The sequence below is a fragment of the Streptomyces albidus (ex Kaewkla and Franco 2022) genome, from assembly GCF_013870515.1.
GTDB lineage: Bacteria > Actinomycetota > Actinomycetes > Streptomycetales > Streptomycetaceae > Streptomyces > Streptomyces albidus.
The window spans coordinates 1-23,946 of record NZ_JACBXA010000065.1 but is presented as its reverse complement, the minus strand read 5'-3'; the positions used below and the strand labels follow the sequence as shown (position 1 = coordinate 23,946).

General features: G+C 70.3%; 24 protein-coding genes and 1 pseudogene. 5 read left to right on the top strand and 20 right to left on the bottom strand.

What is annotated here, in order from left to right:
• Positions 1–656: pseudogene (locus H5J26_RS12985) on the bottom strand (hypothetical protein); the annotation flags it as partial.
• Positions 657–743: 87 nt separating this feature from the next.
• Positions 744–2,570 carry a gamma-glutamyltransferase gene (gene ggt / locus H5J26_RS12980; protein WP_181765968.1) on the bottom strand — a complete coding sequence of 609 codons (1,827 nt, stop codon included), beginning with the start codon at positions 2,568–2,570 and terminating at the stop codon, positions 744–746.
• 143 nt (positions 2,571–2,713) lie between these two features.
• Between ggt and H5J26_RS12975 the strand changes: the two genes are divergently transcribed.
• Positions 2,714–3,493, top strand: coding sequence for a hypothetical protein (locus H5J26_RS12975; RefSeq protein WP_181765967.1), 780 nt, complete (start codon positions 2,714–2,716; stop codon positions 3,491–3,493).
• A 69-nt stretch (positions 3,494–3,562) separates the two neighbouring features.
• Here the strand turns inward: H5J26_RS12975 and H5J26_RS12970 are convergent, their stop codons facing one another.
• On the bottom strand, positions 3,563–4,003 hold the full coding sequence (locus H5J26_RS12970; protein ID WP_181765966.1) for a DUF6278 family protein: 441 nt from the start codon (positions 4,001–4,003) through the stop codon (positions 3,563–3,565).
• A gap of 196 nt (positions 4,004–4,199) precedes the next feature.
• Between H5J26_RS12970 and H5J26_RS12965 the strand changes: the two genes are divergently transcribed.
• Positions 4,200–6,005 (top strand): SGNH/GDSL hydrolase family protein, encoded by a 1,806-nt coding sequence (locus H5J26_RS12965; protein WP_181765965.1) that lies wholly within the window; start codon positions 4,200–4,202, stop codon positions 6,003–6,005.
• Positions 6,006–6,142: 137 nt separating this feature from the next.
• On the opposite strand, the gene H5J26_RS12960 is transcribed toward H5J26_RS12965, so the two are convergent.
• From H5J26_RS12960 to H5J26_RS12910, 11 genes are all read right to left on the bottom strand, one after another.
• On the bottom strand, positions 6,143–6,613 hold the full coding sequence (locus H5J26_RS12960) for a hypothetical protein (protein WP_181765964.1): 471 nt from the start codon (positions 6,611–6,613) through the stop codon (positions 6,143–6,145).
• A gap of 516 nt (positions 6,614–7,129) precedes the next feature.
• Entirely contained in the window at positions 7,130–7,909 is a 780-nt protein-coding gene (locus H5J26_RS12955; protein ID WP_181765963.1) for an exodeoxyribonuclease III, read from the bottom strand.
• Between the two features lie 10 nt (positions 7,910–7,919).
• Complete coding sequence (locus tag H5J26_RS12950; RefSeq protein WP_181765962.1) at positions 7,920–8,558, bottom strand: MBL fold metallo-hydrolase; 639 nt, start codon at positions 8,556–8,558, stop codon at positions 7,920–7,922.
• Positions 8,559–8,580: 22 nt separating this feature from the next.
• Complete coding sequence (gene pcaC / locus H5J26_RS12945) at positions 8,581–9,828, bottom strand: 4-carboxymuconolactone decarboxylase (protein ID WP_181765975.1); 1,248 nt, start codon at positions 9,826–9,828, stop codon at positions 8,581–8,583.
• Positions 9,829–9,909: 81 nt separating this feature from the next.
• Complete coding sequence (locus H5J26_RS12940; protein ID WP_309237892.1) at positions 9,910–10,476, bottom strand: hypothetical protein; 567 nt, start codon at positions 10,474–10,476, stop codon at positions 9,910–9,912.
• On the bottom strand, positions 10,473–11,627 hold the full coding sequence (locus H5J26_RS12935; RefSeq protein WP_181765973.1) for an ROK family glucokinase: 1,155 nt from the start codon (positions 11,625–11,627) through the stop codon (positions 10,473–10,475). The genes H5J26_RS12940 and H5J26_RS12935 overlap by 4 nt, the downstream gene beginning before the upstream one ends.
• 215 nt (positions 11,628–11,842) lie before the next feature.
• The gene (locus H5J26_RS12930; protein WP_181765961.1) at positions 11,843–12,751 is read right to left on the bottom strand and encodes an ATP-binding cassette domain-containing protein; all 909 of its coding nucleotides are present in this window, start codon (positions 12,749–12,751) and stop codon (positions 11,843–11,845) included.
• Positions 12,748–13,878, bottom strand: coding sequence for an ABC transporter permease (locus H5J26_RS12925; RefSeq protein ID WP_181765960.1), 1,131 nt, complete (start codon positions 13,876–13,878; stop codon positions 12,748–12,750). Before H5J26_RS12925 ends, H5J26_RS12930 begins: the two co-directional genes overlap by 4 nt.
• Positions 13,875–14,849 carry a sugar ABC transporter substrate-binding protein gene (locus tag H5J26_RS12920; RefSeq protein ID WP_181765959.1) on the bottom strand — a complete coding sequence of 325 codons (975 nt, stop codon included), beginning with the start codon at positions 14,847–14,849 and terminating at the stop codon, positions 13,875–13,877. The genes H5J26_RS12925 and H5J26_RS12920 overlap by 4 nt, the downstream gene beginning before the upstream one ends.
• A gap of 223 nt (positions 14,850–15,072) precedes the next feature.
• Entirely contained in the window at positions 15,073–16,083 is a 1,011-nt protein-coding gene (locus tag H5J26_RS12915) for a sugar ABC transporter substrate-binding protein (RefSeq protein WP_181765958.1), read from the bottom strand.
• Between the two features lie 150 nt (positions 16,084–16,233).
• On the bottom strand, positions 16,234–16,956 hold the full coding sequence (locus tag H5J26_RS12910) for a GntR family transcriptional regulator (RefSeq protein WP_181765972.1): 723 nt from the start codon (positions 16,954–16,956) through the stop codon (positions 16,234–16,236).
• Between the two features lie 188 nt (positions 16,957–17,144).
• Here H5J26_RS12910 and H5J26_RS12905 point away from each other — a divergent pair, with 188 nt between their 5' ends.
• From H5J26_RS12905 to H5J26_RS12895, 3 genes are all read left to right on the top strand, one after another.
• The gene (locus tag H5J26_RS12905; protein WP_181765957.1) at positions 17,145–18,146 is read left to right on the top strand and encodes a Gfo/Idh/MocA family oxidoreductase; all 1,002 of its coding nucleotides are present in this window, start codon (positions 17,145–17,147) and stop codon (positions 18,144–18,146) included.
• Between the two features lie 69 nt (positions 18,147–18,215).
• On the top strand, positions 18,216–18,635 hold the full coding sequence (locus H5J26_RS12900) for a cytidine deaminase family protein (protein ID WP_210771278.1): 420 nt from the start codon (positions 18,216–18,218) through the stop codon (positions 18,633–18,635).
• A 16-nt stretch (positions 18,636–18,651) separates the two neighbouring features.
• Positions 18,652–19,641, top strand: coding sequence for a hydroxyacid dehydrogenase (locus tag H5J26_RS12895; protein ID WP_181765956.1), 990 nt, complete (start codon positions 18,652–18,654; stop codon positions 19,639–19,641).
• Between the two features lie 183 nt (positions 19,642–19,824).
• Here the strand turns inward: H5J26_RS12895 and H5J26_RS31465 are convergent, their stop codons facing one another.
• The 6 genes from H5J26_RS31465 to H5J26_RS12870 all read right to left on the bottom strand — a co-directional run.
• Positions 19,825–20,340 (bottom strand): methyltransferase domain-containing protein, encoded by a 516-nt coding sequence (locus tag H5J26_RS31465; RefSeq protein WP_309237891.1) that lies wholly within the window; start codon positions 20,338–20,340, stop codon positions 19,825–19,827.
• A complete protein-coding gene (locus tag H5J26_RS31460) occupies positions 20,337–20,615 on the bottom strand; it encodes a methyltransferase domain-containing protein (protein WP_235980665.1) in 279 nt (92 codons plus the stop codon). Before H5J26_RS31460 ends, H5J26_RS31465 begins: the two co-directional genes overlap by 4 nt.
• Positions 20,616–20,937: 322 nt before the next feature.
• A complete protein-coding gene (locus tag H5J26_RS12885) occupies positions 20,938–21,450 on the bottom strand; it encodes a GNAT family N-acetyltransferase (protein WP_210771280.1) in 513 nt (170 codons plus the stop codon).
• A gap of 168 nt (positions 21,451–21,618) precedes the next feature.
• The gene (locus H5J26_RS12880; protein WP_181765970.1) at positions 21,619–22,284 is read right to left on the bottom strand and encodes a bifunctional 4-hydroxy-2-oxoglutarate aldolase/2-dehydro-3-deoxy-phosphogluconate aldolase; all 666 of its coding nucleotides are present in this window, start codon (positions 22,282–22,284) and stop codon (positions 21,619–21,621) included.
• 249 nt (positions 22,285–22,533) lie between these two features.
• The gene (locus tag H5J26_RS12875; RefSeq protein ID WP_181765969.1) at positions 22,534–23,463 is read right to left on the bottom strand and encodes a sugar kinase; all 930 of its coding nucleotides are present in this window, start codon (positions 23,461–23,463) and stop codon (positions 22,534–22,536) included.
• 96 nt (positions 23,464–23,559) lie between these two features.
• Positions 23,560–23,946 (bottom strand): ROK family protein (locus H5J26_RS12870; protein WP_181765954.1); only part of this gene is annotated, 387 nt, incomplete at its 5' end.

Below are 23,946 nucleotides of genomic sequence, written 5' to 3'. Positions count from 1 at the left end.
GCGCCGGCGAACCTCGAACCGCCGGTCCGTAGGCGTCTGGTGCGCGGCGCCGCCACGGCCTGCGAGGTCTCCGGCGGCTTGTCCGTGCCGGGAAGATCCTCCCGGGTCGGGCCACGCCCGTGGTCCTCGTACTCCACGCTGGCGGACTCCAACACGAGGAGCCGCTCCCGGAGTTCGACGCATCGCGCCTCGACCCGGGTGAGATAGTCGCGAGCCCAGATCAGATCGGTGCCGGTGCCTGCGGCCGCCCCGTCCGCGGCCCGTCTCTCCAGCGCGTGAAGACGGCTCTCCGCATGGTCGAGTTCGCGTGCGGCGACGGTGAGCCGGTCGCGAAGTAGCGGCTCACCGCCTGCGTTTGCGTCGAATGCACGGGCTGCGGCGCCGTGCAGGGTGCGCAGGCGTCGCTCCGCCCGGTGCGCCTCACCGGGACCGTGGAGGCGGGCCAAGTCCTGGAGCAGCGAAGCGACGACGTCCCACGGAGGCATCTCACGCCCGGACAGGCACTCCTGGAGCCCGTGCGGGTCGTGCTCGGTGAAGACGGCGTACCAGCCTTCGCCGGGGTCAAGTCTCCTTGCCAGCCCGATCAGTTCGGCCGCGTACGTGCGCACCGGTCCGGGCACATGCCGGTAGGTCGCCGGCGCGGGCACATCTGCCATGCACCGAATTGCACACCCGCCGTGTTACGGCAGTTGCGCCTCGGTGCTACGGACAGTTTTCGTCCCGCGCCGACGACCCGTCGACCGCTACTTCTCGGGATGGACCACCATCGCCGAGCCGCCGCCGCGCCGCTCCTTCTCCGCGACCGCGAGCCAGCGTCCGTCGCGCAGCGGCTGCACGGCGGTCGCGGCCCCCAGTTCGGGGATCTCCTTGAAGGAGTGACCGATGTCCTCAAGTCCGGGCCGCACGTCGCTGTCGTACAGCTTCGGCTCGATCTCGGTCTTCTCCGCGTTGCGCTGGCTGGCCCGCGGAGCGTTGAGCGCCTTGTCCATCGGCATGCCGCGGTCCACGTGGTTGATCATGGTCTGCAGCACGGTGGTGATGATGGTGGCGCCACCCGGCGAACCGAGCGCGAACGCGGGCTTGCCCTCGTCCAGCACGATCGTCGGGGACATGGACGAGCGCGGCCGCTTGCCGGGGCCCGGCAGGTTCGGGTCGTGCACGTCCGGGTCGACCGGCTCGAAGGAGAAGTCGGTCAGTTCGTTGTTGAGCAGGAAGCCCCGGCCCGGGACGGTGATCCCGCTGCCGCCGGTCTGCTCGATGGTGAGGGTGTAGGAGACGACGTTGCCCCATTTGTCTGCCGTCGTCAGGTGCGTGGTGCTCTCACCCTCGTACGGCGTCCGCGTGGCCTTGTCGGCGGAGCCGCAGTCGGAGGGATCACGCGGATCGCCCGGCGCCACCGGGCTCTTGAGCACCTTGTCGTCCTTGATCAGGCAGGAGCGCGAGTCGGCGAAGCGCTGCGAGAGCAGCTCCTTCGTCGGCACGTCCTCCGCCGAGGGGTCGCCCACCCAGCGCCCGCGGTCGGCGAAGGCGACGCGGCTCGCCTCGATGTAGCGGTGCAGCAGCTGCTTCTTGCTGAGCTTGCTCAGGTCGCTGCGCTCGAGGATGTTGAGGGCCTCGCCCACGGTCGTACCGCCCGAGGAGGACGGCGCCATGCTGAAGACGTCGAGCCCGCGGTATCCCGTCCGGGAGGGCGCCTGCTTCTTGACCTCGTAGTCGCCGAGGTCCTCACGCGTCAGATCGCCGCTGCGGACCTTGCGTTCGGAGTCCGGGTCGACCGGCGGCTTCTGCACCGTCTTGACGATGTCGTCGGCCACGGGCCCCTTGTAGAGCGCGTCGGCGCCTTCGCGGGTCATCGCCTTGTACGTACGGGCCAGGTCCGGGTTGCGCATCGTGCTGCCGACCTCGGGCAGCTTGCCACCCGGCATGAACAGGTCGACGGTGGCGGGGAAGTCGCGGAACCGCTTCTCGTTGTCGGCCGTCTGCTGGCGGAAGGTCTTGTCGACCTCGAAGCCCTTGCTGGCGATCTTCTCGGCAGGTGCGAGCACCTTGCCCATCGACTTGCTGCCCCACCTGTCCAGCGCCTGCTCCCAGGTGGCGGCGGTACCCGGAGTGCCCACGCTCAGCCCGCTGGTGACGGCCTCCTCGAAGGGCAGCGCCTTGCCGTCCTCCAGGAAGAGCTTCTCGTCCGCGCTCTTCGGTGCCGTCTCGCGGCCGTCGAGCGTACGGACCTTGCCGCTGGCCGCGTCGTAGGAGACGAAGTAGCCGCCGCCGCCGACTCCCGCGGAGTACGGCTCGGTGACGCCCAGCGCCGCCGCGGTGGCCACCGCGGCGTCCACGGCGTTGCCGCCCTGCTTGAGAACCTTGATGCCGGCGGCCGAGGCGTCCGGGTCCACGCTGGAGACCGCGCCTCCGTGGCCGACCGCGACCGGTCCCTTCGAGCCGGATCCTCCGGCGTCGTTCCCCGTGCCCATCCCGGCGGGCGCCAAGGTGACGCCCAGCGCACCTATGGCCGCCGTGGCCGTGATCAGGGCGAGCAATCTGGCGGAACGGCGGTTGGTCATGCGCCGCATGAAGACCTCCTGACGGGATTGGTCCGCGCAGACTAGCCCGCCCTCGCCCGCACGTCAGCACCGGTACGGCCTACCTTCCGGTACTCTCCCCGGCCTCCCTTCCCGTACCGCCCGGTTCAGTGCCGGATGTACGCTGCCGCCCCATGACGGACAACCTGCGGGAGATAGTGCCGGCCGTGCTCGCGGCAGGCATCGCAGCCACCTTGGGCTGGTTCGCGCGTGCCCGTCTGCACAAGTACCGACAAGGGCGCAGGCAGCGCTTCTTCGGGCTTCCCCACCACTCCGAGTGCCTGCTCGTCGTCGACCGCGAGACGAGCACGGGGGAATGGGCCGTCGCCCGCAACGACGTCTTCGCACTGCTGGAACTGTCCGCGCTGATCAAGGACTGCGGCGCGAACGTGGACGTCATACCGCACGACATGGCGCAGCAGGGATTCGGCGAGCGCACCGAGTTCTGCATTGGCGGGCCCGTCTCCAACCGGCGGATGGCCGCCCATATCCAGTCGCTTCTTCCGGGCGTCGCCGTCGACACCGACAGCGGCTCCTCCCCGGACCGGGGCGCCTTCACCATCGGCGGCGAACGCCATCTGATGGAGAAGGGCACGCGCGAGCACGTGCTGCTCGCGCGTCTCACGGCAGGACAGGACGAGGGTTCCCGGCCCGTCTTCCTCATGTGCGGCCAGCATTCGATCACCCATCAGGCCGCTGCCCGCCATCTGGCCCGCCACCACACGCGATTGATGCGCAAGTACGGGACGAGCGGCGACTTCTGCGTGCTGCTGAGGGTGGTCAACTCCCAGGCGTACGGGCCGGACGTCGTCGAACTGGTCGCCGACGTCACGCGCGCCGCCACCACCGCCCCGGTCCCCGCCTCCGAATCCGCGTCGGGCGGGCGGCGCGGCAGCCGTCGCGCGTCGAGCTGAGCGAGGCGGGCTGACACCGGACCACGGCACCCGCACCACGTCGTGTCGGTACCGGTGTCGGTGCGGGCCTCAGCGTTCCGAGAACTCCGCGTAGAGCTGCGACAGCTCCGGCGTGCCCGTCTCCGCCCAGTTGCCGCCCTCTTCGAGGACGTCCAGCTCCCTGCCCGAGGGCAGTCGCACCACCGGTTCGCCGTCCGGCCGCAGCCGCCAGCTCGTGCCCGGCACCGTACGGATGATGACCGTGCCCAGATAGAGACCCGCGTCGCTGCCGAGCCAGGGTGAGACCTCCGGGTCGTCACGCCAGCGCGGAAGGAGCTGGTCCAGGGCGGACAACGACTCGGCCGTGTCGTCGAGTTCGACCCCCGACCGCCCCGCGTGGTCACGCAGCAGTTCGCATTCGGACAGCAACTGCGCCGCGCTCTCCGGGTCGCTGGACACGGCGTCCGCGAGCGACACGCTCCGGCCCGGGCCGTGTCTCTTACGCCAGTTGTCCAGGAAGGGGATGTTCATACGCATCAGGGTGGCATCCCCACATGAGGGAGCACCACAGGCACGCTGTGCACATGCAGTGGTGGGGAAAAAACGCCGTGTGTCCGACTGGACACCTTGACGATGCTTTGCCGCCTCTCTACCTTCACCGGGCCTCGGTCGAATCGGGGCGCGACAAGCGGGTGTTGGAGCTGGACCCGGAGAGAGGACAGTCGGCGTGCGCAGACGTCTGTGGAGTGTTCCCCTCATCATCCTGTTGACCGCCGCGGGTTCGCCCGCGGTCGCGTTCGCAGAGGACCGCACGACGACCACCGAGCCGCTCCCTCTGGAGCGGCTCTTCGACAATCACGCGGTGAGCGACGACGCCCGGCCCGGCGAAGCGGACTTCGACGGTGCGGGCAACTCGGTCTCCTCGCAGGACCTCGGCGCCGCCGGCTGGCAGCCCGGCCGACGCCTCGACATCGACTCCGTCTCGCTGCGCTGGCCGCACAGGCAGCCCGGCAGTCCCGACAACGTGGTCGCCGACGGGCAGCGCGTGCGGATGCGCGGAGTGGGCAACGCCGTCTCGCTGCTGGTCGCGGGCACCTCCCGCAGCGGTCTCCCCGGTGGGGACGTGACGGGAAGCGGCACCGTCGAGTACTGGGACGGCTCCAGGAGCACGTACTCGCTCAGCGCGCCCGACTGGCGCGGCGGCCCGCTCGCCACCAAAGGCGTCGCGCTGCCGCACGTGAACACCCGGTCAGGCGGCCAGCTCGCGGAGAAGGCCAAGCTCTACGCCGTGACCGTGCCCGTCGAACGGGGCCGCCAGATCCGGTCGCTGACGCTTCCGGCCGACGCGGGCCCCGAGTCGGATCTGCACGTCTTCGCCGCTTCCGTACGCAGGGAAGAGACGGGCTGGACCGGGAGTTGGACCACGAGCAGCGCGGGCTACACGACCGTCGGGCCGTGGCAGAACCAGACGCTGCGACTCGTGGTGCACACCTCCGCCGGCGGGTCGCGCACCCGCATCCGGCTCGCGAACACCTTCGCCTCGGCGCCCGTCGAGATCGGGCACGCCTCGGTCGTCGTGCAGCAGGAGGGCGCGAGCGGACGGGGACGTCCCGTGCCGCTGCGCTTCGACGGCCGCGCGGGAGTCGTCATGCCCGCCGGCGCGCACGCGGTCAGCGACCCCGTCGGCTTCCAGGTGCCGCCCGACACCAACCTGCTGGTGAGCATTCACCTCCCGGGCCCGGTAGCGGCGGCGCCGGTCCACAGCGAGGCCATCCAGCGCTCCTACGTGAGCGCGAACGGCAGCGGCGACCGTACGCAGGACACTCAAGGCGGCGCGTACACAGGGTCGTTGGGCGTGTGGCCGTTCCTGACGGGCGTCGACGTACGGGGCGGTCCCGGGTCGGTCGTCACGTTCGGGGACTCCATCACGGACGGAGTGCGCTCCACGGAGGGCGCCAACCTGCGGTGGCCGGACGTGCTTTCGCGGCGGCTGCGCGCCCAGCAGGAGGTGCCGCGCTACGGGGTGCTCAACCATGGCATCTCGGCGAACCGCGTCACCTCCGACCGCTATCCCGGCGACGGCGTCAGCTCCGACACCGGAGGAGTGAGCGGCCTGCACAGGCTGGAGCGCGACGTGCTGGCGCAGACGAACGCCCACACCGTCGTCGTCTTCGAAGGGATCAACGACGTCAGATGGGGCGCCACGGCCGAGCAGGTCGTCGCCGGGCTGAAGACGATCGCGCAGCGTGCAAAGGAGCGAGGGCTCCGGGTGGTGGGTGGAACCCTGACGCCGTGTGAGGGCTACAAGGACTGCTCACCGGAGGTGGAGGCGAAGCGCAGCGCGGTCAACGCGTTCATCCGCGACAGCGGCGGCACGTACGACGCGGTGCTCGACTTCGACGCGGCCGTACGGGATCCGGCACGGCCTCAGCGGATGCTGCCCGCGTACGACAGCGGCGACCATCTCCACCCCGGCGACGCGGGCTTGAAGGCCATGGCGGACTCCGTGGACCTCAAGAAGCTGGTGCCGTAGGGCGAACCGCGCCGGCGCCTCGCGCCGGAAGAACTCCGGCCGTCCCCGGGAAACCCGGGGACGGCCGGAGTGCGGGGCGAGCGGGACGGCGCAACCGGCGCCGCCCCGCTCCGACGGCTACCCGGCCGTCCGCCCGCTCAGAAGGTGAAGGGTCCCGGCGTCTGCGGCGAGGTCGCGGTGCAGTTCACCGTGATGACTCCGAAGATGACCAGCTTCAGCGACTTCGCCTCCATGACGTCGCCCGCAGCGACCGTCCCGTCCAGAGGACCGGAGTTCACGTCGTCACCGGCCGACATCGCCGGGTTCGAGCTTCCGGAGAAGGTCGCGGTGTCGGTGCCGTTCTTGGACAGGGTGAGCGTGGTCTCGACAGAGCCCGCGCCCACGTCTATGGGGGCCTTGACCGCGGAGGAGGAGAGAGTGATCGTCGCGGCGGTTCCGTCCTGCGTGGCGACGAGCGTGGCCTCGCCGGCGCCGGCGCTTCCGCAGTCGGCCGTCACGGTGGCGGTCGTCGGGTCGACCGCCGCGGCGCCCGGGGCGAACGCGAGCGCGCACGCCGTCAGTGCTGCCGTGCCCAGTGCCGTTGCGAGAGCTGATCTGCTGCGTCCCATGGTCATGCCTTCCGGTTGGGGGGAATAGCCGGGCCACCGCATCGTTGCGTCACGTCTGACGCGCATGGGCGCGGTGTGGGGGGTGCGTGTGCGTGATGCGGTGTCCAGGAATGTGCACGGTCCGCGGCTCGGGCCGCACTCGGGGACGCCACGGGTGTCTTTGACGGCTCGTCATTCGACGCGTTGCTATTGATGCGCGTGACGAGGGAGAGCGCAAGAGTGCCTGCGGGGCATTTTGAGCCATTGAAACAAGCGTCCGGCGACAAGGGTGCAGACGCAGGTTTCTTGACGACATGCCGGACATGCGCGGACGGACGCACCCGTCGCACGCGGTGCGGAGGCGCCCTCGCACCGCCTGACGAGAGCCCAAGTACCGCCCCTGACCTGGGCGTTGGACGGCATCGCTGTGTGCGGAGCCACGAGCCGTCACCCGCGACGGGAGCCGATCGGGCACGCGGCACGCCCCGTTGGAGCGCGACGGGATCTCAGCGCATGCCGGGCGGGACGGCCTCCGGCTCAGATGTCGAGGTCGACGACCACGGGGGCGTGGTCGGAGGCCCCCTTGCCCTTGCGCTCCTCACGGTCCACGTAGGAGTCCTTGACGGCGGCCGAGAAGGCGCCGTTGCCGTAGACGAGGTCGATGCGCATGCCCCGGTTCTTGGGGAAGCACAGCTGCCGGTAGTCCCAGTAGGTGAAGGGCTGGTCGTACTTCAGGGGGCGGGGCACCACGTCCGTCAGGCCCGTGTCCCGCAGGGCCGCCAGCGCCGCCCGCTCGGGCTCGGTGACGTGCGTGGAGCCCTCGAAGGCGGCGCGGTCGTAGACGTCGTCGTCGCTCGGCGCGATGTTGTAGTCGCCCAGTATGGCGAAGGGGAGGTCGCCCGGCGCCTCGCGCTCAGCGGTGAGGCGAAGCGCTTCGAGCCACTCCAGCTTGTAGGCGTAGTGAGGGTGCCCGACCTCGCGGCCGTTGGGCACGTAGACCGACCAGACCCGCACACCGCCGCACGTCGCTCCGGCGGCCCTCGACTCCTCGCCGCCGTCGAACGCGGGCCCGCCCGGCAGCCCCAGGACGGTGTCGTCCAGGCCGACGCGGGAGAGCACCGCGACGCCGTTCCACCTGCCGTCGCCGTTGACCAGCGCCTCGTAGCCCAGGGCGCGGACCTCTTCGGCGGGGAACGCCTCGGCGGAGCACTTCAGCTCCTGGAGGCAGACCACATCGGGGCCGGAGGACTCCAGCCAGGACAGCAGCCGCGGAAGCCGGGCGCCGACGGAATTCACGTTCCAGGTGGCGATACGCATACGTGTGAACCTATCGCGCCACACTGACACTCTCGCCGGGGGTGAGACGGCCGTGGTCGACACCGCCCAGGTCGCCGATCAGGCGGTCGTAGACCGGACGCCCCTGGTCCGCGAGGAGTCCGTCGTGCACGTCGATCGCCCGCCTCGGGGCGACCTCGCGCACGTAGTCGATGACCTCGGAGACCTTGCTCCAGGGCGCGTGCACCGGAAGCAGCAGCGTGTCCACGGGGCGGCCGGGGACGGTCAGCGCGTCTCCCGGGTGGAAGAGGGAACCGTCCACGACGTAGCCGCAGTTGGCGATGCGCGGGATGTCCGGGTGGATGACGGCGTGCAACTGGCCGTGCGCCTCGATCTCGAAGCCCGCGGCCTCGAAGGTGTCGCCGTCGCCGACGGTGTGCACGCGCCCCGGGAAGACCGTGGAGATCTTCTCCGCGACGCTGCGCAGCGTCCAGATCTGCGCGGCCGGGTTGGCCTCCATCGCCGCGCGCAGCCTGGCCTCGTCGAAGTGGTCGGGGTGCTCGTGCGTGACGAGCAGTGCGTCGGCTCCGACGGCGGCGTCCGCTTCGCTGAAGCCGCCGGGGTCGATGACGAGGGTGCGCCCGTCCTGCTCGACACGTACGCAGGCGTGGCCCTTCTTGATCAGCTTCATGTGCCCATTGTGCCCGCAGGGGCTACTCGTCCGGTGTCGTCTCCTCGCGGATGATTCCCTGCGCCAGAGCGAACGCGGAGTTGGCCGCCGGGACTCCCACGTACACCGCGGTCTGCAGCAGCACTTCCTTGATCTCCTCCGGGGTCAGCCCGTTGCGCAGGGCCGCCCGGATGTGGAAGGTCAACTCGTCGAAGTGGCCGCGGGCGATGAGCGCGGTCAGCGTGATCACGGAGCGGGTGCGGCGGTCCAGGCCCGGACGGGTCCAGATCTCACCCCAGGCGTAGCGGGTGGCGAAGTCCTGGAAGTCCTGCGTGAAGTCGTCGGCGTTCTCCTGTGCCCGGTCGACGTGCGCGTCGCCCAGCACCTCGCGGCGGACCTTCATCCCCGCGTCGTAGTTGTCGGTGCGGGCCGCCGACTGCTCCGCGGATTCCAGCTCCGCGATGGCGCCGACGGGCCGGTGCGGGGAGGGCGCGATCACGGGCGCGGGCGCCGGCGGGCCCGCGGGCGACTCCTGCCAGCTGGTGGTGAAGTGCCTGATGAGCAACTCGGTCACGGCGGCGGGCTGTTCGACGGGCGTCAGGTGCGAGGCTCCCGGCACTATGGCCAGCCGCGCGTCCGGTATGCCGGCGACCAGGGCGCGCGCGTCGGAGGGCGGTGTCGCCTCGTCCTCGGCGCCGGCCATCACCAGCGTCGGCACACCGATGCTGCCGAGCTCGCTGCGTACGTCGAAGGCGGCGAGCACTTCGCAGGCAGCTATGTAGCAGCCGGGGTCCGTCGTACGGACCATCTGCACGGCCCACTCCACGATCGCGGGCTGGGCCGCGACGAAGTTCTCCGTGAACCAGCGGTCCGGAGTGGAGCGCGCGATCGGGTCGAGACCGTTCGTACGGACGACGACGCCGCGCTGCCGCCAGGCGTCGGCGGTGCCGAAGCGGGGCGACGTGGAGATCAGTGCGAGGGAGGAGAGGCGCTCCCGTGCCAGCAGACCGAGCTGTATGCCGACGGCGCCGCCGATCGAGCAGCCGACGTAGCCGAAGCGGTTGATGCCGAGGGAGTCCAGCGTGGCGAGGAGGCGCTGGGCGAGCGCGGCCGCCGAGTCCGCGGGATGGGCCGGTGCGCCGCCGTGTCCGGGCAGGTCGAAGCGCACCACCCGCCAGTGGCGGGTGAGTTCGGGGATCTGCCGGTCCCACATGTGCCAGGTCGTGCCGAGGGACGGACCCAGCACCAGCACGGGGGCGTCGTCCGGTCCGTCAAGACGGTGTTGCAACATCAAGGCGCTCTGCTTCTCGCTCACGCGGCCACGCTACCCAGCGGGGCGACGGAAACGGTCTCGGGGTTACTGCTCTGCACATCAGAACTTCACTGTGGACACGACATACACACGCGGCCGCTTCTCATAGGTGCGGTCGACCGTGATCGCCACATCCGGACGCCCCTTGCCCTGCCGGAAGGTGGTGCCCGCGTAGTCGTGTCCGTCCTGCTTCAGGTTCCAGCCGACATTCTCCGCGTGCTTGTCCTTGATCGTCACCTCGCCGCCGCGCAGGGCGGTGCGGTCGGTGCCGACGTCCTCGAGGAAGTCGCCGAGGCGCTTGTCCGAGGTACGGAACTGCACGTAGAGGGAGCTGGTCTTCCAGGAGTTGGCCTCGTAGAAGGCGTGGTGGCTGGACTGCAGGGGCAGCGGCACGTCGTAGACGTTGCGCTGCACCTTGCTCGGCCAGCCGTAGGTGAGGTTGGTCGCGGCGGCGTTGCGCTGCTTGTCCTCGCCGCTGTCCCGGCTCTGGAAGGCCGACCTGACCAGATACCCGCCGGGCACCGCGATGAGCAGCACGACGATGAGCAGGGTGAGCAGGCGGTGCCGCGGCCGGTGCGGAGGCCTCTTCGAGGTCCGCACGGGCGTGGGGGACGAGGTGGTCGTCACTGTCCCACCGCCCGGCGCAGGTTGTCGGCCGCGCGTTCGTACCGTTCGTATCTCTCCAGGCGGCGCCTGTTGGCCCGGCGGAAGCGGCGCGCGACGAGCCGCGCGAGGTCGGCGGCACCGACCATTCCCGCCTCGGGCCCGAGTTGTGCCTTCGCGATGGTGGCCTCCGGCCGGTATCCGCGTCCCGTCAGATGACGCTTGAAGGCGTCCCTCGCGGGGTCGATGAGTAGTTCGTCGGCGGCGCTGACCCCGCCCCCGATCACGAAGCCGCCCGGGTCGAGGGCCGCGGCCAGGTTGGCGATGCCCACACCCAGCCAGTGACCGATGTCCTGGAGGAGCTCGGTGCACATGGCGTCGCCGTTGCGGGCGAGTTCGGTGATGAGCGGCCCGGTGATCTCGGAGATCTGACCGTCGACGCGCTCGATGATGCCGTACGCGACCGGGGACTCCGCCGCCGCGAGCTCGCGGGCCTCACGCACCAGTGCGTTGCCCGAGCTGTACTGCTCCCAGCATCCGCGGTTGCCGCAGGGGCAGCGGTGGCCCCTCGGCACGACCTGCATGTGCCCGAACTCGCCGGCCACCCCGTACTTGCCCCGCTTGACGCGGCCGTCCTCGAGGATGGCCCCGCCGATGCCCGTACCGAGCGTGATCATGACGAGGTGGTCCTCGCCGCGGCCGGCGCCGAAGCGCCACTCGCCCCAGGCGGCGGTGTTGGCGTCGTTGTCGACCATGACGGGGACGGCGAGGCGCGCGGTGAGGGCGTCCTTGAGGGGCTCGTCCCGCCAGGCCAGGTGCGGGGCGAACAGGACGCGGGAGCGGTCGGCGTCCACCCAGCCCGCGGCGCCGATGCCGACGGCGTGCACGTCGTGCCGGTCGGAGAGGTCCAGCACGAGCTCGGCGATGGTGTCCTCGACGACCTTCGGGCTCTTGGACTTCTCGGGCGTCTCGGCGCGCACCTGCTCAAGGATCTGGCCGTCGGCGTCCACGACGCCCGCCATCACCTTCGTGCCGCCGATGTCGATGCCCACTGTCGGCACCCGTGGTGCGGAGAGGTGCGAGCGACGTTCCCGGGTGCTGACGGTCCTCAGGACGCTGGCGCTGGGTGCTGTGCGCCTGTAGACACGGTCCCGGTCCGCGCGCTCTCGGTACATGCTCACTGCGCGGCCTTTCGTATGTGCACGGCTGCTGGCTTCTCGGTCACGTGTGCCTTGGCCGGGGCCGTCCGGCGAACGGCTCCACGTCCCCCTGGGACGCGCAGGCCCGGGTACCCCGGACGGTGCTCCGTCCACGTGGCCGATTCTGCCTTACCGAGCGACATGGTCGCGCAATACCGTTCCGCGCGGAAAAGCACCGCGCGGCGTGAGCTTCACCTCAGATGCTGGGGTACGGGCGCGCGCTCCAGTTCGTGGCTGAGCTGTTCCAGCTCGCTGCCTCCGGACATCTGCCGCGTGAGTTCCTCCAGCTCCAGCCCTTCCTTGCGGTGGCTGCCCGCCATCGCCCCCCGCTTGAGCAGCACGAAGCGGTCGCCGACGAGATAGGCGTGGTGGGGGTTGTGCGTGATCAGGACCACGCCGAGTCCGGCGTCACGGGCGGCGGCCACGTACTTCAGTACGACACCGGACTGCTTGACGCCCAGTGCGGCCGTCGGCTCGTCCAGCACCAGCACCTTCGCGCCGAAGTAGACGGCGCGTGCGATGGCCACGCACTGCCGTTCGCCCCCGGAGAGCGTGCCGATCGGCTGGTCCACGTCACGGAGGTCGATGCCCATCCGCAGCAGTTCGCTGTGCGTCGTACGGCGCATGCGGTCCACGTCGAGCCGGGAGAACGGCCCGCGGCCCTTGACCGGCTCGGAGCCGAGGAAGAAGTTGCGCCAGACCGGCATCAGCGGGACGACCGCGAGGTCCTGGTAGACCGTGGCGATGCCGCGGTCCAGGGCCTCGCGCGGGGAGCCGAGCGCGGTCTCCGCGCCGTTGATGCGGAAGGTTCCCGAGTCGTGCTGGTGCAGCCCGGCGATGATCTTGATCAGCGTCGACTTGCCCGCGCCGTTGTCGCCGAGCACGCATGTGATCTCGCCCGCGTGCACCTGGAGGGAGACGTCCTCCAGAGCGCGGATGTTGCCGTAGAACTTGCTGACCTGCGCCAGCTCCACCAGCGGGGCGGCGCCCTCCGGAACCGCGTCCTGCGGCTCCGCTGTCTCGTCCGTCACGCCGCGCGCAGAGGTGTCCGCCACCGTCTCCGCCCCGGTGTCCTTGCCGGTTTCCTTCTCCGCGGTCATCGGTTCGCCTCCGCCCGCTTACGTATCCACGCGTTCAGCAGGGTGGCGACCAAGAGCATCGCCCCCAGGAAGAACTTGAACCAGTCGGGCTCCCACTGCGCGTACACGATGCCCTTGCTCGTCATGCCGAAGATGAGGGCGCCCACGGCCGCACCGACCGCGGAGCCGTAGCCGCCGGTGAGCAGGCAGCCGCCGATGACGGCCGCCGCGATGTAGATGAGCTCGTTGCCGACGCCCTCGCCGGACTGGACGACGTCGTAGTTGAAGAGCAGGTGCTGCCCGGATATCCAGGCGCCCAGGGCCACCCCGAGGTAGAGGCCGATCTTCGTACGGGCCACGGGGACGCCGACCGCGCGAGCGGTGTGCTGCCCGCCGCCGACGGCGAAGATCCAGTTGCCGGCGCGTGTACGCAGCAGCAGCCAGGTCGCCACCGCCACCAGCGCCAGCCACCACACGACCGTGACCTGGATCTGGGCGGAGCCGACCGTGAACTCGGAGGCGAAGAGCGCCCGCGCCGACTCGAAGCCCTCCATGTCGGCGATGCCCTTGGTGGAGACGGTGCCGCTGATGAGCTTCGTCAGGCCCAGGTTGAGGCCCGTCAGCATCAGGAAGGTGCCGAGGGTGATGATGAAGCTCGGCAGCCTCGTACGCACGAGCATGTACCCGTTGAAGAAGCCGATTCCCAGCGTGACCAGCAGCGAGACGCCGATGCCGACCCACACGTTGGCCGTCATCTGGTAGCTGAACATCGAGGAGACCAGCGACGAGGTGGTGACCATCACGCCGGTCGAGAGGTCGAACTCCCCGCCGATCATCAGCAGCGCCACCGGCACCGCCATGATCCCCAGCGTGGAGGAGGCGTAGAGCACCGTGGAGAGGCTGGAGGCACGCAGGAAGCTGTCGGCGGCGAACGAGAAGAAGACGAACACGGCTATCGCGCCGACCACGGCGCCGAGTTCGGGGCGGCCGAGAAGGCGGCTCAACAGCGAGCGCTGCACCAGCCGTTCATCGATCTTGCGCGCCGTGTCGGCGCTGTCAGCCGTCCGGGCGATCTCGTCCGGGGCGGGCTCGTCGGGCTTGTCCGACTCGGGTGTGCCGGCCGGTGTGGGTGTGGGTGTCGCCGTCATCGCGTTCCCCGCTTCGTGTACTTCTGCAAGGTCGATGCGTCCTTCTTGGTGAGGATCTGAGGGCCGGTCAGCACGGGTTCGCCGCCGCCCAGCATGTTGGCGTTGTAGCGCTGCAGCCACAGCAGGTCGACCGCCTCGTAGCCCTGCAGATAGGGCTGCTGGTCCACTGCGAATCCGAGCGATCCGTCCTTGAGCGCCGTGGCCGCCTGGTCGTTGAGGTCGAAGGTGCTGATCTCCGCCTTGCTGCCCGCGCCTTCGGCCGCCTTCACGGCCGTGGGTGCGAACGGAGCTCCCAGCGTCAGGACGCTGTCGACCTTGCTGTCCGACTGGAGTTCGGCCTCGATGGAGGACTCCACGGCGGGCATGTTCGTGCCGTCGACGTGCAGGTTGCGCACCTTGCCGTCGAAGGTCTTCTCCACTCCGCGGCACCGCTCCTCGTGGCCGACGTTGCCCTGTTCGTGGAGCACGCAGATGGCCTTCTTGCGGCCGCGTTCGTTCAGCTCCCGGCCGACCGCCTCCCCTGCCAGCACCTCGTCCTGGCCGAGGTGGGCGAGCGCACCGAACTCCTTGGACTTGTCCTGGCCGGAGTTGATGGTGACGACGGGTATGCCCGCCTTCACCGCCTTCTTCACGGCGCCCTTCATGGCGTCCGGCTTGGCGAGGGAGACGATCAGGCCGTCCACGTCGTTGTCGATGGCGGCCTGGACGAGCTGGGCCTGGCGGCCCGCTTCCTTGTCGTGCGAGTAGAGGAACTCGATGTTGTCCTTCGCGGCGGCCTGCTCGGCACCGCTCTGCACGATGTCCCAGAAGGTGTCGCCCTCGCCGGAGTGGCTCACCATCGCGATCTTCCAGCGGGGGGTGCCGACGCCGGCCTCGCCCCCGACGGTGGCGTTCCGCTGTTCCTCGGCGCGCTTGCCGCCGGTGCTGCTGCATCCCGCGAGCCCGACGGACGCGAGGACGACTGCTGCCATGACGGCTCGCGTCGCGCGTACTCCCGTGCGGTTCCCGCGGAACCTCTCCAGCCTCGACACGTGCTACTGACCTCTCGGTACGGGTACTGCTGTTCTCCCGGCTCTCCCCGGCTCCGCCGGGTGCGGCCCCGACGGCGGGCGCAACCGCCGCCGGCCGGTGCCCGGCGGCGGTGACCGGCGCGGATGCCCGCACGAGTATCGGTCACCGCCACCGGGGGGAGGTTCACCGGGTTCCGCGCTCGGTGTACTTCTCCAGCCTCGGCACGTCCTTCTCCGTGACGATCTGGGGCCCGGTGAGCACGGGCTTGCCGCCCCCGAGCTCGTTGGCGTTGTACGAGTGCAGCCACAGGGCGTCGATCGCCTCGTACCCCTGAAGGTAGGGCTGCTGGTCGACGGCGAAGCCGAAGGTCTTCTCCTTCAGCCCCTTCACCACCTGGGCGTTGAGGTCGAAGGTGTCGACCTCCGCCTTGCTGCCGGCCTTGTCCTTGGCCTTGGCCGAGGTCGCGGCGAAGGGCGCCCCGAGGGTGAGTACGGAGTCGATGTCGGAGTCCGACTGGAGCTTGGCCTCGACGGAGGACTGCACGTCGGGCATGTTCGTGCCGTCGACGTTGAGCGTCGACATCTCGCCGTCGAAGCTCTTCTTCGCGCCCGCGCAGCGCTCCTCGAGGGAGACGTTGCCCTGCTCGTGGATCACGCAGAGGGCCTTCTTGCGGTCGCGCTTGTTCAGCTCCTCGCCGACGGCCTCGCCCGCGATCGCCTCGTCCTGGCCGATGTGCGCGAGTGCGCCCACCTCGGACGCGAACTCGGCGCCGGAGTTGATGGTGATGACGGGGATCCCGGCCTTCTTCGCCTTCTTCAGGACGCCCTTCATTGCGTCCGGCTTGGCGAGCGTGACGACCAGGCCGTCGACCTTCTTGTCGATCGCCGACTGCACGAGCTGCGCCTGCCGTCCGGCTTCGTCGTCGTGCGAGTAGTCGAACTGGACGTTGTCCTTGCGGGCCGCGTCCTTCGCTCCGCTCTGCACGATGTCCCAGAAGGTGTCGCCCTCACCGGAGTGGGAGACCATCGCGATCGTCATCCGCGGGGTGTTCACACCCTTGCCGCCGCCCGCCCCGTCGCTCTTCTCCTCGGAACCCTTGCCACCGGAGCTGCTGCAACCGGCGGCGAGGAGCGCCGCGCTCGTCAGTGCTACCGCCACCGTTGTCGCTCTACGTGCTCTACGCCGAAGGACCATGAGCGGAGTTCTAGCCGTGCCCGGAGCAAGGCGTCAATACTTTGTCCGAACATTCTCCATGAGAGTTTGTCCGAACAAAGTCCGCGGCGCCGCCTGCGGCTCACCGGCCGTACGGTCAGCGGCTCACGAGCCCCATGAGTCCCGCGGGGTTCACGAGCGTACGAGCAGCTGGAACTCGAACGAGTAGCGCGACGCACGGTAGAGGTGGGAGGCGTACTCGACGGGCCGGCCGGTGTCGTCGAAGGTGGTGCGCTCCATCGTCAGAAGCGGCGCCCCCACGGCCTCCCCCAGCAGCTTCGCCTCCTCCGCCGTGGCCGCTCGCGCACCGACGGACTGGCGCGCGCTGTGCAGCGTGATTCCGGCGCTCCGCATCAGCCGGTAGAGCCCCGTCGACTCCAGCTCCTCGCCGGTCTCACCCTGGAGCACTTCGCTGGGCAGGTGGTTGCACAGGTACGCCATCGGCTCGCCATGGGTCAGCCGGAGCCGCTCCACGCGCCGCACCTCCACACCCTGGGAGACCGACAGTGCGGCGGCGACCTCGGCCGTGGCCTCTTCCTTCTCGTACCGGAGGACCTGCGTGGCGGGCCGCTGACCGGCCGCCTCCAGGTCGTCGTAGAGGCTGCTCAGCTCCAGCGGGCGTCTGACCTGGCTGTGCACGACCTGCGTGCCGATCCCGCGCCGCCGCACCAACAGGCCCTTGTCCACGAGCGACTGGATCGCCTGCCGCACCGTGGGGCGGGACAGGCCCAGCCGTCCGGCCAGCTCGATCTCGTTGCCGAGCAGGCTTCCGGGAGAGAGCTTTCCGCGTTCGATGGCGGTTTCGAGCTGCTGCGCGAGCTGGAAGTACAACGGGACCGGGCTGCTGCGGTCCACGCTGAACTCAAGGTCAACGGGATCATTCTTGGCCACGAGGGGAGCGTAGTGGGCCGGGCGGCCCTCCGGAAGGCGTAAGTTCGGTTGTCCGGACAAAGCAGCCGGTGACGAGTGGCTCCCCTCGGGGTTCGAGCAATTGTCCTGACAAAGTATTGACAGCACTTGAAGCGCCGGGCGACCGTAGCCCCATGCGCATCGGACTCATCGGTACCGGCCGTATCGGCACCTTCCACGCCCGTACCCTCACCGCGGTCCCCGGGGTGACAGACCTGCTCGTCACCGACGCGGACACCGCTCGGGCCGCGGAGGTCGCCTCCGCTCTCGGCGCGAGCGCCGTCCCCTCCCCCGGCGAACTCCTCGCCCAGGACATCGACGCCGTGGTCATCGCCTCCGCGACGGCATCGCACGCGGGACTCATCCGCGACGCGGCCGGGGCCGGAGTGCCGGTCTTCTGCGAGAAGCCCATCGCGCTCGACCTGCCCGGCACGCTGGAGGCGCTGCACAAGGTCGACGAGACGGGCGTGCTGCTGCAGATCGGCTTCATGCGCCGCTTCGACGCCGGATACGTGGCCGCCCGCGCGGCGGTCCGCTCGGGCAGTCTCGGACGGCTGCACACCGTGCGCGCGATCACCTCCGACCCCGCACCGCCGCCCGCGGCCTACATCCCGCTCTCCGGCGGCCTCTACCGCGACTGCCTCGTGCACGACTTCGACGTGCTGCGCTGGGTGACGGGGCGCGAGGTCGTCTCCGTCTACGCGGCCGGCTCGGACGCGGGTCCGGAGATGTTCCGGGACGCCGACGACGTCGACACCGCCGCCGCTCTGCTCACCCTGGACGACGGCACCCTGTGCACCGCGACCGCGACCCGGGTCAACGGCGCCGGCTACGACGTGCGCATGGAGATCGCCGGTGAGAAGGACCAGGTGGCGGTCGGCCTCGACCCGCGTACGCCGCTGACCTCGCTGGAGCCCACGGCCGCATCCTCCGAAGGGGCGCCCTGGCCCGGCTTCCTGGAGCGCTTCGCACCGGCCTACGAGGCCGAGCTGGACACGTTCGTACGGGCGGTGAGGGGCGAGGTGCCCAACCCCTGTGACGGATATGAGGCGTTGGCGGCGCTGCGCATCGCCGAGGCCTGCGAACGCTCCCGCCGCGAGGGGCGCCCTGTGGCCATGACGGAGCTGACGCAGTAGCCCTCACCTCGGCGCTCCCGGCCCCGAATTCGCGTGGCCGGAGCGTGCCGGTCTTGGTAGCTTCCGCGCATGACGACCGTGTCCGACGACGAACTGACGGCCGCCGCCGACGCCGTACTCAATCCGCACCACGTCGGCGACCGGCTGTTCGGTGACGTGGGATCCACCCTGGTCACCGAGGCGGGCAATCTCTACTCCGGTGTGTGCGTCGACACCGGATCGGGCACCGGCTACTGTGCCGAGCTCGCCGCGATCGCGGCCATGGTGACCGCCCGCGAACACCGGATCGCCAAGATCGTGGCCGTCTGGCGCAGCGAGGCCGGCGAGCTCCACGTACTGCCGCCGTGCGGACGGTGCAGGGAGTTCATCCGGCAGGTCGACGCCGGTAATCTCGACACCCGTGTGGTGCTCGGCCGCAACAGGTCGGTGCCGCTGCGGGACTTGCTGCCCTTCAACGAGTGGCCGAGCCCGCTCGGCACTCCGGACTGACATCGAGGCTCACCGCATGACCGGGAAGCCCGCCATCACCCTCGACCTGGCACCGTCCCTCGAAGCAACCCTGTTCGACGAGGAGTTGCTCGCGAGGCTGGCCTCGCTGGGCACGCTCACGCGCACCGTGCCCGGCGGTGACACGGCGCGCCGGCAGCAGGCCGACATCCTCGTCACCGGGTGGGGCTCATCCCCGCTGCCGGCCGCCCGTGCGGACGCCGGACGCGTCCGGTTCATCGCCCACAGCGCGGGATCCGTACGGCACCTCGTGCCCAAGTCCCTGCTCTCGGACGGCGTCAGGCTCACGCACGCCTCCGCCGGCATGGCCCGCTCCGTCGCCGAGGCCGCCCTGTACTTCACGCTCGGCCAACTGCGCTCGATGCACCACGTCGACCGGGCGATGCGTGCCGCACACGACTGGGAGGAGGCGCGGTCCCCCGGCCTGGGCCGTACCGTCAGCGGCACCCGCATCGGTGTCGTCGGCGCGAGCAGGGTCGGCCGCGTCTACATCGAGCTCGTCCGGGCGCTGGGCGCCACCGTCGCCGTGTACGACCCGTACCTGTCGGCCGAGGAGGCCGAGCAACTGGGCGTCAGCCTCATGCCGTTGGAGACCTTGCTGCGCAGCTGCCCGGTCGTCGCGCTGCACGCTCCCGTGACCGACGAGACTCGCGGCATGCTCACGGCGGAGCGGCTGGCGCTGATTCCGGAGGGCGGCATCCTCGTGAACACGGCGCGTTCCGCGCTCCTGGACACCGCCGCCCTCACGAGGATGCTCCGGGAAGGACTGTTCAGCGCCTCCCTCGACGTCTTCGACGACGAACCGCTGCCCGCGGACAGCGAGTTGTGGGACCTGCCCGGCGTGGTGCTCACCCCGCACATCGCGGGAGCCACGCATCACTCCCACCGCTCGCAGGGCACGATCGTGGTCGAGGAGATCGAGCGTCACGTCCAGGGCCGGCCGCTCCTCCACGAGGTCCTGCCCGAGACGTACGACCGCCTGGCGTGAAGTGACGGACACCTGGGGGGTGTCCGCGCAGTCCCGCGCGGGGCGGCGGACGACGCTACTTTGCGGACACCCCCCAGGGCTGGTTGAACGCCCCGCGCCGGTACCGGGGAGTGCGCCCGGCAGAGCAGCGCTCCGCCGTCGAACGGCCGCTCGCCGAAGCCTCGGACGAACACCCCCGACCGATCACTCCACGCGGGCGGTGAGTTGGAAGATCTTCGCCGTGTGCGGATAGGGGTGCCTGTCGGTGAGGGCCAGTTCCAGCGCCTCCAAGTCGGCGAAGAACTCCGGGTCGTGCTTTCGCGCGTCGTCGGTGATGTGGTCGCTGACGCTGCGGATGCCGCAGTGCTCGATGTCCACGCACCCCGATTCGCCGAGCAGCGCGATGATCTCCTCGGCGGTGTAGAGGGTCAGTTCGGCGTCGAAGGTCACCCCGTGCGTCGTGCGCCCGCCGAGAGCGGCGAGCGCGGCGAGCGCGGCAGCGGGGTCGAGTGAGCGCACGGCGAGGCCCAGCGGCGTGGCGTGACGGTTGATCGCCATGACGGAGAGGATGCCGCCGCTGCGTACGAGAGCGGCCGCCGAGCGCAGCGCCGGCTCCGGATCATCCATGCACTGCAGGAGGTTGTGGCACAGCACGACGTCGTGGGTTCGCCCGGTGACTGCCTCCGGCAGGTCGAGGACGTCCGCCTCGATCGTGTTCACCCGGTCCTCGACACCCGCGACGCGGCACGTTCGTGAGCGGCTGCGAGCATGCCGGGCGAGTAGTCGACGATGGTCACCCGGTGGCCCAGCCGGGCCAGACGCAGTGCGTCACCGCCGTCGGCACCTGCCAGGTCCAGTACGTCCAGCGGCCCTTCGCCCAGCGCCGTCAGACGCCTGCGGAGGTTGAACTCGGCCACGGAGTAGCGGAGTCGGCCCCAGGGACTCTCCTGCCATACCCGCCACGAGTCGAGCGCTTCGTCGAACGAGTTCTGCATCGTCAGTCCTTGGAGCAGGTGTGCACGGAAACGTCGGTCGGCTTCGGCTGGAACCGCTGCTCGAAGACGTCGTCCTCGTCGTCCTCGTCCGGGAGACGCGAAGACGCGGCTTCGCGGCCAGCCTGCCACAGCCCCCGGCCGGCCTTGCTGGATGACGGCCCCGCAGAGCCCGGCGAGCACCGAGCTGCGACGTCCGAACGCAGACAAGTCTCGGCATCGCGGCGTAACAGCGGCGGGACGAACGGGGGTTGGGCGGGTCGGCGCCGTGCGCCTCGCGCCGGCCGCGCCTCCACAGGCACTGCCGCTACCCCGCCCGCTGCCGTCAGGCGAAGTCCTCGGCATGCAACTGCTTGACCATGAACGTGCAGGCGTCCGCGACCCGATGGGTCAGACCCGCGCTGTCCTGATAGGACCAGCAGTCGAGGTAGGGAGTCGCGGGGCTGTATCCCAGCCGCTTGTAGAGACTCTCGGTGCGCGGGTTGTTCTTCTCGACACCGAGCCCGACGCAGTCGATGCCGCGGCGGCAGACCAGCTGCTCGGCGGCGCTGATGAGGGCGGTGCCCACGCGCTGCGAGCGCAGCGTCTCCGGCCACTGACCGAGACCCTTGATCTCAGGACAACCAGCTTGCACGGCCCGCACCTCGGGCGCTTCGCAGCCGTCCCAGAGCACCTCACAGCTTCCGATCGGCACGTCCTCACGCCAGGCGACGAGGAGCGTGCTGACACCCTTCCGGTGCCGGGCGAAGCGAGGCACGTGGGACGAGGGCGCAGCCCCGGCGAACGGCATGTGCTCCTCGAGCAGCATGACGTCCTCTTCCCGGCACTCACGGACCATCACCCGGGACAGCCTAGAGTCCCGATGTGGGCTTGAGGTGGGGGTTGCGAAGGCATGTGAGGCGGAACATGCGGGGCTCCTCCCGCGGACCCGCGCCGCGCGCACGCAGCCTCGTACGCGGTGTGAGCGACCTGTCGCCTCGGGAACCGGCTGTGCACGCTCTGCGCCCTACGCCCCGCGCCCGTTTCGCGGACCTGAGCACGGCGGGCCGGGAACCGCGTCCTCCAGCCGCTGCAGGAGCTCCGTGACCCGCTTCGCGACGGTCTCCCTGTCGCCTTCGGTGAGGGCGGAGCCCATCCCGCAGGCGACGGCTCCGGCGGCGATCCAGTCCGGAGCGTTCTCGACGGTGACGCCGCCGGTGGGCAGCACGGCGGCCTGGGGAAGCGCCGCCCGTACGTCCCTGAGCCAGCCGGGCCCGTGACCGGACGCCGGGAAGAGCTTGAGGGCGTCGGCGCCCAGCTCCATCGCCTGCACCATCTCGGTGGGAGTGGCGACTCCGGGAAAGACCGGCACCCCGTAGCGGTGTCCCGTGCGGATCACCTCGGCGTCCAGGGCGGGCGAGACGAGGAAGCAGGCACCCGCGTCGATCGCGGAGCGGGCGGAGGCCGCGTCCAGCACGGTGCCCGCACCGATGACCGTGTCCTCGCCCGTCTCACGGCTCAGAGTGGCGACCGCGTCGAGTGCATACGGGCTGGTCAGTGAGATCTCCAGGCTGTTGATCCCGGCCCCGAGAAGCGTGTCGGCCGTTGCCGTGAGGCGCTCGTAGCTGTCGTTGCGGACGATGGCGAAGACGCGCTGCTCCAGAGCGGCTCGGGTGATCTCCCAGCGGTACACGGCAGTCGCCGCCTCTCTTGTCATCGGGCTGTGAACCGGCCCGGGTGGGCCCCGTGCCGGCTCTCGGCCTGCGATCCGCTTCGGTGATGCTCTCTGTCGCGTGTGGCGTGCTGTCGCTGCTGCCTTGCAGTGCGGTTGCGTGCCGTTGCTGCGCTGTACTGCGGGTTTCCGTGAACTGTGCGGTGGTTCTGTGCAGTTGCACGGTGCAGGGCACCGCACAGCGGCGCCGTGCCGGAAGCACGACGCAGGTCAGCGGTCTACGGAATCGTGGCCTTGGGCGAGCGCGCTCAGCGCGCGGTCGCGGGCGTGTGCGGTGGGGAGGCCGTCGGTGTCGCCGGGGGCCTGTACGACGAGGGCGGCCACGCAGGCCGCTTCGGCCAGCGCCTGCTCGGCCCGTACGCCGCGCAGCCAGGCCGAGAGCCAGCCGGCGGCGAACGCGTCGCCTGCCCCCACGGGGTCGGCGACCGGCACGTCGAACGGCGCCTGGACACACTGCCCGTTGGGACCGATGGCGACGGCCGAGTGGTCGCGACGCTTGACCACGACCGTACGGGCGCGGCCGATCGTCAGCAGGGCCTTCGCCGCCTCCTCGGCGCCGCCGCCCAGCAGCAGTTCCAGCTCGTCCTCCCCGGCGATGACGATGTCGGCCTCCCGCAGAAGTGGACCCACGGTCCGGATCCACTCGTGGTCGGTGCCCAGCTTGCGCCGCACGTTGGGGTCGAAGGAGACGGCTGCGCCGACCTGCCTGGCGCGCTCGATCAACGTCCAGGTGGCCTGTGCGGCCGACTCCGAGAGCATCGGCGTGATGCCGGAGACGTGCACCACCCGCGCCCCCTCCAGCGTCTCCACGCGGATCTGGTCGGGGGAGAGAAGCGAGGCGGCGGAGCCCGAGCGGTAGTACTGCACGTCGATGGCGCGCTGCGCGTGACTGTCGCGCAGGAGGAGCCCCGTGGGCGCCTCAGGGTCCATCTCGGCGCCGGAGACGTCCACACCGTCGGCTCGCAGCTCCCGCAGAACGGCCTCGCCCGCGGGGTCGTCGCCGACGCGGCCGATCCAGCGTGCCCAGTGGCCGAGGCGTGCGAGCCCCTGCGCGACGTTGGACTCGGCACCGGCCACGGAGCGCCGGAAAGAGACCGCGTGGTCCAGCGGCATACCCGGCTCGGCGAGCATCAACAGCATCGCCTCACCGCAGGTGATGGCCTCCGGTCCGTTTGTCACCGGTATCTCCCCACATCTGCCACCATGGCATTACTCTCTGTGGAGAACGTTACCCGCTCACACGGACAATGCCACCCCCGGGGGTGCACTTCCTCCCGCATCGAGGAACCGTCGCAGGGGCAGAGTCGCCGCTCCGACGGTCACCGCGTCGGGTCCGAGCTTGCCCAGTTCGATCACTGTACGGGCAGCCGGATAGCCGAGCGCATAGCTCGCGGTGACTTCCCGCACCGCGTCCAACAGCCTTGGCCCCAGCAGCAGTCCGGCCCAGCCGCCGAGCACGATCCGCTCCGGATTGAAGAGATTGACCAGGTCGGCGATGCCCGCGCCCAGGTACTCCGCGGTGTCGCTCAGAACTTTCCGCGCGACGCCCGCGCTCTCGTCGTCCGCGCTCTCCGCGGCGAGAAGTTCCGCCAGGGCCGACTCCTCGTCCGCACCACGATGACC

What these genes read in the sequence shown, in the direction of transcription:
- H5J26_RS12905 (WP_181765957.1), top strand. Translation starts at nt 17,145, where the DNA reads ATGCGCATCGGACTCATCGGTACCGGCCGTATCGGCACCTTCCACGCC.
- ggt (WP_181765968.1), bottom strand. Translation starts at nt 2,570, where the DNA reads ATGCGGCGCATGACCAACCGCCGTTCCGCCAGATTGCTCGCCCTGATC.
- H5J26_RS12950 (WP_181765962.1), bottom strand. Translation starts at nt 8,558, where the DNA reads ATGAAGCTGATCAAGAAGGGCCACGCCTGCGTACGTGTCGAGCAGGAC.
- H5J26_RS12900 (WP_210771278.1), top strand. Translation starts at nt 18,216, where the DNA reads ATGACGACCGTGTCCGACGACGAACTGACGGCCGCCGCCGACGCCGTA.
- H5J26_RS12970 (WP_181765966.1), bottom strand. Translation starts at nt 4,003, where the DNA reads ATGAACATCCCCTTCCTGGACAACTGGCGTAAGAGACACGGCCCGGGC.
- H5J26_RS12935 (WP_181765973.1), bottom strand. Translation starts at nt 11,627, where the DNA reads ATGTACCGAGAGCGCGCGGACCGGGACCGTGTCTACAGGCGCACAGCA.
- H5J26_RS12885 (WP_210771280.1), bottom strand. Translation starts at nt 21,450, where the DNA reads ATGGTCCGTGAGTGCCGGGAAGAGGACGTCATGCTGCTCGAGGAGCAC.
- H5J26_RS12920 (WP_181765959.1), bottom strand. Translation starts at nt 14,849, where the DNA reads ATGGCAGCAGTCGTCCTCGCGTCCGTCGGGCTCGCGGGATGCAGCAGC.
- H5J26_RS12930 (WP_181765961.1), bottom strand. Translation starts at nt 12,751, where the DNA reads ATGACCGCGGAGAAGGAAACCGGCAAGGACACCGGGGCGGAGACGGTG.
- H5J26_RS12975 (WP_181765967.1), top strand. Translation starts at nt 2,714, where the DNA reads ATGACGGACAACCTGCGGGAGATAGTGCCGGCCGTGCTCGCGGCAGGC.
- H5J26_RS12895 (WP_181765956.1), top strand. Translation starts at nt 18,652, where the DNA reads ATGACCGGGAAGCCCGCCATCACCCTCGACCTGGCACCGTCCCTCGAA.
- H5J26_RS12925 (WP_181765960.1), bottom strand. Translation starts at nt 13,878, where the DNA reads ATGACGGCGACACCCACACCCACACCGGCCGGCACACCCGAGTCGGAC.
- H5J26_RS12960 (WP_181765964.1), bottom strand. Translation starts at nt 6,613, where the DNA reads ATGGGACGCAGCAGATCAGCTCTCGCAACGGCACTGGGCACGGCAGCA.
- H5J26_RS12875 (WP_181765969.1), bottom strand. Translation starts at nt 23,463, where the DNA reads ATGCTGTTGATGCTCGCCGAGCCGGGTATGCCGCTGGACCACGCGGTC.
- H5J26_RS12915 (WP_181765958.1), bottom strand. Translation starts at nt 16,083, where the DNA reads ATGGTCCTTCGGCGTAGAGCACGTAGAGCGACAACGGTGGCGGTAGCA.
- H5J26_RS12955 (WP_181765963.1), bottom strand. Translation starts at nt 7,909, where the DNA reads ATGCGTATCGCCACCTGGAACGTGAATTCCGTCGGCGCCCGGCTTCCG.
- H5J26_RS31460 (WP_235980665.1), bottom strand. Translation starts at nt 20,615, where the DNA reads ATGCAGAACTCGTTCGACGAAGCGCTCGACTCGTGGCGGGTATGGCAG.
- pcaC (WP_181765975.1), bottom strand. Translation starts at nt 9,828, where the DNA reads ATGTTGCAACACCGTCTTGACGGACCGGACGACGCCCCCGTGCTGGTG.